Source organism: Deltaproteobacteria bacterium (genome assembly GCA_009930495.1).
Lineage (GTDB): Bacteria > Desulfobacterota > Desulfovibrionia > Desulfovibrionales > Desulfomicrobiaceae > Desulfomicrobium.
The window spans coordinates 1-6,303 of record RZYB01000154.1 but is presented as its reverse complement, the minus strand read 5'-3'; the positions used below and the strand labels follow the sequence as shown (position 1 = coordinate 6,303).

Annotated in this window: 5 protein-coding genes; 1 reads left to right on the top strand and 4 read right to left on the bottom strand. The window is 62.1% G+C overall.

Annotation, left to right across the window (positions count from 1 at the left end):
- Positions 1–167: 167 nt before the first annotated feature.
- Positions 168–845 carry an HD domain-containing protein gene (locus tag EOL86_11260; protein NCD26153.1) on the top strand — a complete coding sequence of 226 codons (678 nt, stop codon included), beginning with the start codon at positions 168–170 and terminating at the stop codon, positions 843–845.
- Positions 846–849: 4 nt separating this feature from the next.
- Here the strand turns inward: EOL86_11260 and EOL86_11255 are convergent, their stop codons facing one another.
- The 4 genes from EOL86_11255 to ablA all read right to left on the bottom strand — a co-directional run bounded on the left by EOL86_11255 (position 850) and on the right by ablA (position 6,164).
- Positions 850–2,931, bottom strand: coding sequence for a PAS domain S-box protein (locus EOL86_11255; protein NCD26152.1), 2,082 nt, complete (start codon positions 2,929–2,931; stop codon positions 850–852).
- Between the two features lie 219 nt (positions 2,932–3,150).
- A complete protein-coding gene (locus tag EOL86_11250; protein NCD26151.1) occupies positions 3,151–4,044 on the bottom strand; it encodes a YitT family protein in 894 nt (297 codons plus the stop codon).
- Positions 3,995–4,861 carry a putative beta-lysine N-acetyltransferase gene (gene ablB / locus EOL86_11245; protein NCD26150.1) on the bottom strand — a complete coding sequence of 289 codons (867 nt, stop codon included), beginning with the start codon at positions 4,859–4,861 and terminating at the stop codon, positions 3,995–3,997. The genes EOL86_11250 and ablB overlap by 50 nt, the downstream gene beginning before the upstream one ends.
- Positions 4,851–6,164, bottom strand: coding sequence for a lysine 2,3-aminomutase (gene ablA / locus EOL86_11240; protein ID NCD26149.1), 1,314 nt, complete (start codon positions 6,162–6,164; stop codon positions 4,851–4,853). The genes ablB and ablA overlap by 11 nt, the downstream gene beginning before the upstream one ends.
- Between the last annotated feature and the right edge of the window lie 139 nt (positions 6,165–6,303).

The following is a 6,303-nucleotide window of genomic DNA, read 5'->3' as shown; positions in this document are numbered from 1 at the left end:
GGGCCCTGGCCAGGAAGGCGCGGCCGGTCGGTCTTCGGTCGCTCTGGGCGGGAAGTAGGCATGTCCGGAGGCTTGGCCCGCAACGACCCCATCCGGGTCAATGAGCCGATCACTTATTATTTTTGTCGCGTCCCGCGACGACGCATCTTGTAGCCATAAGGATATTCATGTTTTCGTCACCGGATGCCTGCCAGGGTCTTTCCCCGCGCAAGGCCATGACCGCGAGTACGTTGCTCAACCTGCACCAATTCGCTGAATCCCTGGGAAACGCCGTGGACGCCAAGGATCATTGGGCCTGCGCCCATTCCGAGGAAGTGGCGATCATTAGTCAGATTTTGGCCCTGAGCATGGGGTTCCCCCCGCACGTGGCCGAGATCATCCATTTGGCCGGCCATCTGCATGATATCGGCAAGATCGGCATTCCCGACGCCATCTTGCAGAAGCCCGGTCCGCTGACCCGCGAGGAATTCGCCATCATCAAGCGGCATCCGATCATCGGCGAGGCCATCGTCAAGCCGGTCAAGGTGCTGAACGGGCAGAGCGGGGTGGCCCGCATGATCCGCCACCACCACGAGCGTTACGACGGGTCGGGCTATCCCGATCACCTGGCCGGGAGCTTGATTCCGGTGGGCGCGCGGATTCTGGCCGTGGCCGACAGTTTGTCCGCCATGCTGCAGAACCGTCCGTACAAGGCGGCCATGACCTTCGAGGACGCCGAGCGGGAAATCATGACCCAGTCCGGGGTCATGTACGATCCCCGCGTGGTCGAGGCCTTTTGCAAGAGCCGCGACCACATTCATTCCTGGATCATGGGCATGCGCGGCGAGGTTCTGGCCGCGGGCTAGGCCGTCATGGCTGGCGTCGGCCTGGGCGCGGTTCCTGGGTGGCGATGACGTTCAAGACGCGGCGCAGACTGTCGGCGTCCAATGGCTTGGCGATGTAGTCGTCCATGCCCATGGCCAGAAAGCGTTCCCGGTCGCCAGTCATGGCATGGGCGGTCAGGGCGATGATCGGGATGTCTTTCCTTGCCGCGAACACAGTGGATTCACGAATGATTTTGGTCGCGTCCAGGCCGCTGACGCGGGGCATGTTGACGTCCATCAGGATGCAGTCGAAATCCGCGCCCAGCACCATGTCCAGGACCTCCTGGCCATTGGCGGCGACAACCGCCTCGTGTCCCAGTTTTTCCAGCAACCGCGTGGTCGCCAGTTGGTTGCAGGATTCATCCTCGGCAACGAGGACGAGCAGTTTCCGGGGCGCGATGTTGGTCGCTGGGGCGGCGCGTCTGTCCAAGGCTGGCGGGGCGAGCTTGAAAGACAGGGCGACGTGAACGGCCGTGCCTTGTCCGGGCTCGCTGTCGATGACCAGGGAGCCGCGCATGAGTTGGACCAGGTTGCGGACAATGGCCAGTCCCAGCCCGGCTCCCTGGTGTTTTTTGGCGTATGAGGTGTCCACCTGGACAAATGGCAGAAAAAGCTCGCTGATTTTGTCCTCGGCGATGCCGATGCCCGTGTCCCGCACGGTGAAGAGGATGCGGCTTTCGTTTCCGACCAGGGCGCGCACGGGCTGGCATTCAACGCTGATCGTGCCGGAATCGCAGAATTTGATGGCGTTGCCCACCAGATTGAACAGAATCTGGCGCAGACGGACGACATCTCCCACGAGTTCACCGGGCAGATCCTGGGCCTTGAGGCACTGCAGGTCCAGGCCTTTTTCACGGGCGGAAATCCTGAAGAGTTCCAGGATCGACGCGGTCACGTCGTCGAGCCTGAAGACGTCCTGGCGTAGTTCCATTTTTCCGGCTTCGACCTTGGACAGGTCCAAGATGTCTCCCAGCAGATTGGTCAGGCGTCGCACGGCCTTGAAGGCCATGGACACATATTCGGCCTGTTCCGTGTTCAGGTCCGTGGTCTGTAGCAGCTGCATCATGCCCATGATGCCGTTGATGGGGGTGCGCAGCTCGTGGCTCATGTTGGCCAGAAACGTGGATTTGGCCTTGCTGGCCGCCTCGGCCTGCCGCTTGGCCTTGAGCAGGGTGGCCTCGGCCTCTTTCTGGGCATTGATGACCTCGGTGTAGACGACAACGCCGCCGATGGAGCCATCGGCCTGATACCAGGGGCGACATTCCCAGCGGGTCCAGTCCACGACCCCGTCCTGGCGCACGCAGGGGTCGTCCTCGGCGCTGACGACTTCCCCGGCCAGGGCCCGGCGGTGGACCTTTCGCCATTTCTCGGGGAGGTCCGGAAAAATTTCGTAATGATTGCGCCCGACAATGTCCTCGGCCGCGACACGGTAATCGCGTAGGTAGCGCTGGCTGACATAGATGTAGTTCATGTCCTTGTCGTGGACGGCAATGGCGCTGCGGCTGTGTTCGATGATGTAGCGCATCAGATCGTGGGAGTGGACCAGGGCCGCCTCGACGGCCTTGCGCGCGGTGATGTCCCGACAAATGCAGAAGATATATTTGTGCCCCTGGAACGAGGCGGCGTTGGTCGTGATTTCCACGTCGACGAGGGTGCCGTCCTTGCGCCGGTGGCGGGTCTCGAACATGTCGCCGTGGCGCGTGACATCGCGGATCATGCCTTCCAGTCCTTCCCGCGTGACCACGGCCTCCCAATCCCAGACATGCAGGCCGGGCACTTCCTCGGGCGTATAGCCGAGCATGGCGGCGAATGTGGCGTTGGCCTCGTGCACGCTCCCGTCCTCTTTGAGAATGACGATGCCGTCTCGGGACTGCTCGAGCAAAATGTGGTGCACGAAATCGATGGCCGTGGCGGTGTCGGAGGTCGTGGTCAGAAAACCTTCGGGCGGAATGGAGGCTCCGGTGTCCGTGGCGTCCGTGTCCGACGGGGGAGCGGAAGAGATATCGATCATGATCATGGCCTCCGTTTCTCGGGGCGCACGGCCCGTGAAGGATTTCTTTTTCAGCATTGCCTTGGTGGATAGGATACAATCGATTTTTTGTCACGGGATCGAGGCGTGGGTGCGCTTTCCATGGCAACTGCCGCAAGGCCGACCCGGCCTGGGGCGCGGGCATGGCCCGGGCGCTGGGTCTGAACCCGGCCGACGTGTCGAAATAGACGAACCTGGGTTCACGTAAAAAACGGCCGTCCATGGTGGGCGGCCGCTTTTTAATGGCGATGCGTCGGATCAGTAGATCTTGCGTTTGGAAAAGCTCGAACCGAGCACGGTAAACGTGTTCTCGACGATGAACAGGGCCTGGGGGTCATGGGAGAACGTGATTTCTTCCAGCCGTTTGAGCTGGATATTGTTGACCACGGTCAAAAGGACGTTTTTTTCGCGCTTGCTGAAGGCGCCCATGCCCCGCAAAAACGTGGCGCTTTGCTTCATGGACTCCAGGATTGTCTGGGCAATGGCGTCGGAATGGTCGGAAACGATGAAGACCACCTTGCGCTGCGAGAACAGGGACAGGGTGTGCTCGACCACGACCGAGGAAATGAAGACCATGATCAGGGACACGATGACCTGATCGATGGGCATGATGGCCAGACAGAACAGATACAGGGCGGCGTTGAAGGCGAAGTAGACCTTGCCGACACCGATGTTGAAGTTCTGGAAGAGCCAGACCGCGATGATGTCAAGGCCACCGCCCGAGCCCAGGGAACGCAGGATGAGCCCGCCGCCAAAACCGTTGAGCACGCCGCAGGCCACGGCCGCGTGGAGTTGCTCGTGGATGTCCAGGGTGGCGTCGATCAGCTCGTAGCTGACCGACGTGGCCACCATGGCGTAGAGGCTGTACAGGACGAAGCGCGGACTGAGCTTGGTCCAGCCCAGGACAAAGGCGGGCAGGTTCAGGAGAAAGAAGAGAATGCCCGGCGTGAGCCAGCCCGTGGCGTAATAGATGATCGACCCCACGCCGAAGAAGCCGCCCGGTATGAACTGCTGGGGCAGGGCCACGGCCTTCATGGCGAAGGAATACAGGACCGCGCCGGTGGTGATCAGCAGCAGGTTCCACCGGACGGAGTAGGTAAGATCAAACCGTTTGTGTTTTGTCGTCTGTGTCGAGGTATTTATACCAAACATTCATGCTCTCCAGATCGCCCTTGATCTGGGTGTTGTTGGGCAGGGTGCCGGCGAAGGTGTAGCCCTGCCGGGAGAAAACGACATTCATGCCCGTGGCGTGGGCCCGGGCGATGGTGAAGGCGGTGCGGATGCCGGCCTGGGCCATGTCGCGTTCCATGCGCGCCAAAAGCGCGCTGGCCAGTCCCTTGCCCCGGCAGTCTTCCTGGGTGGCGAAATCCGTCATTTCCGCGTTCTTGCCGTCGGTGTCCATTTCCGCCGACGCCAGGGCCACCACGCGCCCCTGGTCGTCGAGCATCCCGAAGTAGCGCACGGACGCGCGCATTGTCGAGCGCAGGTAGTCCGGATCGTGAATGGGAAAGGGGTAGGTTTCAAAGACAAGACGGTAGAGCGTGGCCATGTCGTCAACATCGGCTTCGGCCATGCGTCGGCAGGTCCAGCCGGGCGGCGGGGTCGGGGACGATGATCGCGGCTCCTGGCGCAGGGCGGTGTCCAGAACGTTGCGCACCCGCTGCGGGTCCGCGATGCGGGACCGTTTTTGATCGGGATATTTGGCCATGAAACACCCATCCTCCCGGCCGCCATACATGGCCGGAACCCGCGCTTCGACACGGAAGCCCTTGGCCGTGAACCGGGATTCGGCCGCCCCTGGAACCTTGGCGAAGAGCTTGGAATAGCCATTGGCCGTGGCCAGGCGGTCCATGAAGCGGATGATGCGCGTCGCGTCGACGCTGCTCAGTTTCATGAGATAGACGCGGTCACTGGCAGGACCGTGCTGAAGTGTCGCGCCGGGCATGGAGATCAGGGTATCAGGCCGCATCGGTGCGCCTCTCCATGCGTTCGTTGTCCTCCGGTGTCAAACTCAGGGTCTCGTCCCAATCGACCAGCAGTCGCTCGATGCCCACGGCCCGTTCCTCGGCGTCGGCCTCGCGCAGTTGCAGGGAGCAGGTGGCGCACTCACGGTCGCAGTAGGTCGATTCGTAGTGCTCGGGTTCGTGGTAGGTGGTGATGACGCCCTCGTAATTGCGCAACACGACCTTGTTCGTGGTCCAGGACAGGATGTAGTTGGGCATGAGCGGGATTTTTCCGCCGCCGCCCGGCGCGTCGACCACAAAGGTCGGCACGGCGAAACCGCTGGTATGGCCGCGCAGGCTTTCCATGATTTCGATGCCCTTGCCGATGGGCGTGCGGAAATGGCTCAGCCCCTCGGACAGGTCGCACTGGTACAGGTAATAGGGCCGGACCCGGTTGCGGACCAGTTTGTGGTTCAGCACCTTGATCAGGCGCGGGCAGTCGTTCACGCCGGCCAGAAGCACGCTCTGGTTGCCCAGGGGGATGCCGGCGTCGGCCAGCTTGGCCAGGGCCTGCCTGGAAGATGCCGTGACCTCGGCCGGATGGTTGAAATGGGTGTTGATCCAGAGGGGGTGATGCTTTTTGAGCATGGCCACGAGCTCGTCCGTGATCCGGTAAGGCAGAACCACGGGCGTGCGCGTGCCGATGCGCACCACTTCCACGTGGTCGATGGCCGTGATTTCGGTCAGCAACCAGTCGAGCATGTCGTCGGACAGGAGAAAGGGGTCGCCGCCGGAGAGCAGGACATCCCGAATTTGCGGGGTGTCACGGATATACGCGATGCCCTGGCGCAACTCGTCCCGACTGGGGATGGAGTCACGGTCGCCGACCTTGCGTTTGCGCGTGCAGTGGCGGCAGTACATGGCGCAGGTGTTGCTGACATGAAGCAGTACCCGGTCCGGGTAGCGATGGGTCAGGCCGGGCACGGGAGAGTCTTCGTCCTCGTGCAGCGGATCGGCCATGTCGTGGCGTTCGATGCGCAGTTCGTGGACCGAGGGAAAGGCCTGAAGGAAAATTGGGTCGTTGCGGTAGTCGGCCGCGTCGACGAGGGACAAATAATACGGCGTGATGGCCAGGGGAAAGGTGTCCACCGTGCGTTTGAGGTCGGCGCGTTCCTGGTCGGGAAAGCGGATACCGAGCAGGCGTTCGACCTCGTCGATGCTCCGAATGCTGTTGCGGACGTGCCAGGTCCAGTCCGTCCAGGCCGAGCGGGTGGCCTGCTTTTCAATGGTTTTCGCCAGACGGCGTTGATTTTCCGTGTAAATCTGCACAGGTTCTCCTTGGTTGCGGTGACACTTCCGCATGAAACGAACAGGTTGGCGCGGTGTGATGGCGTCGAGGCGGAAGCGGTGGGTCGGCGCCGCGAGCTGGTTCATGCCCGGGGCGGGGCTCGCGAGCTGGAAGCCGATC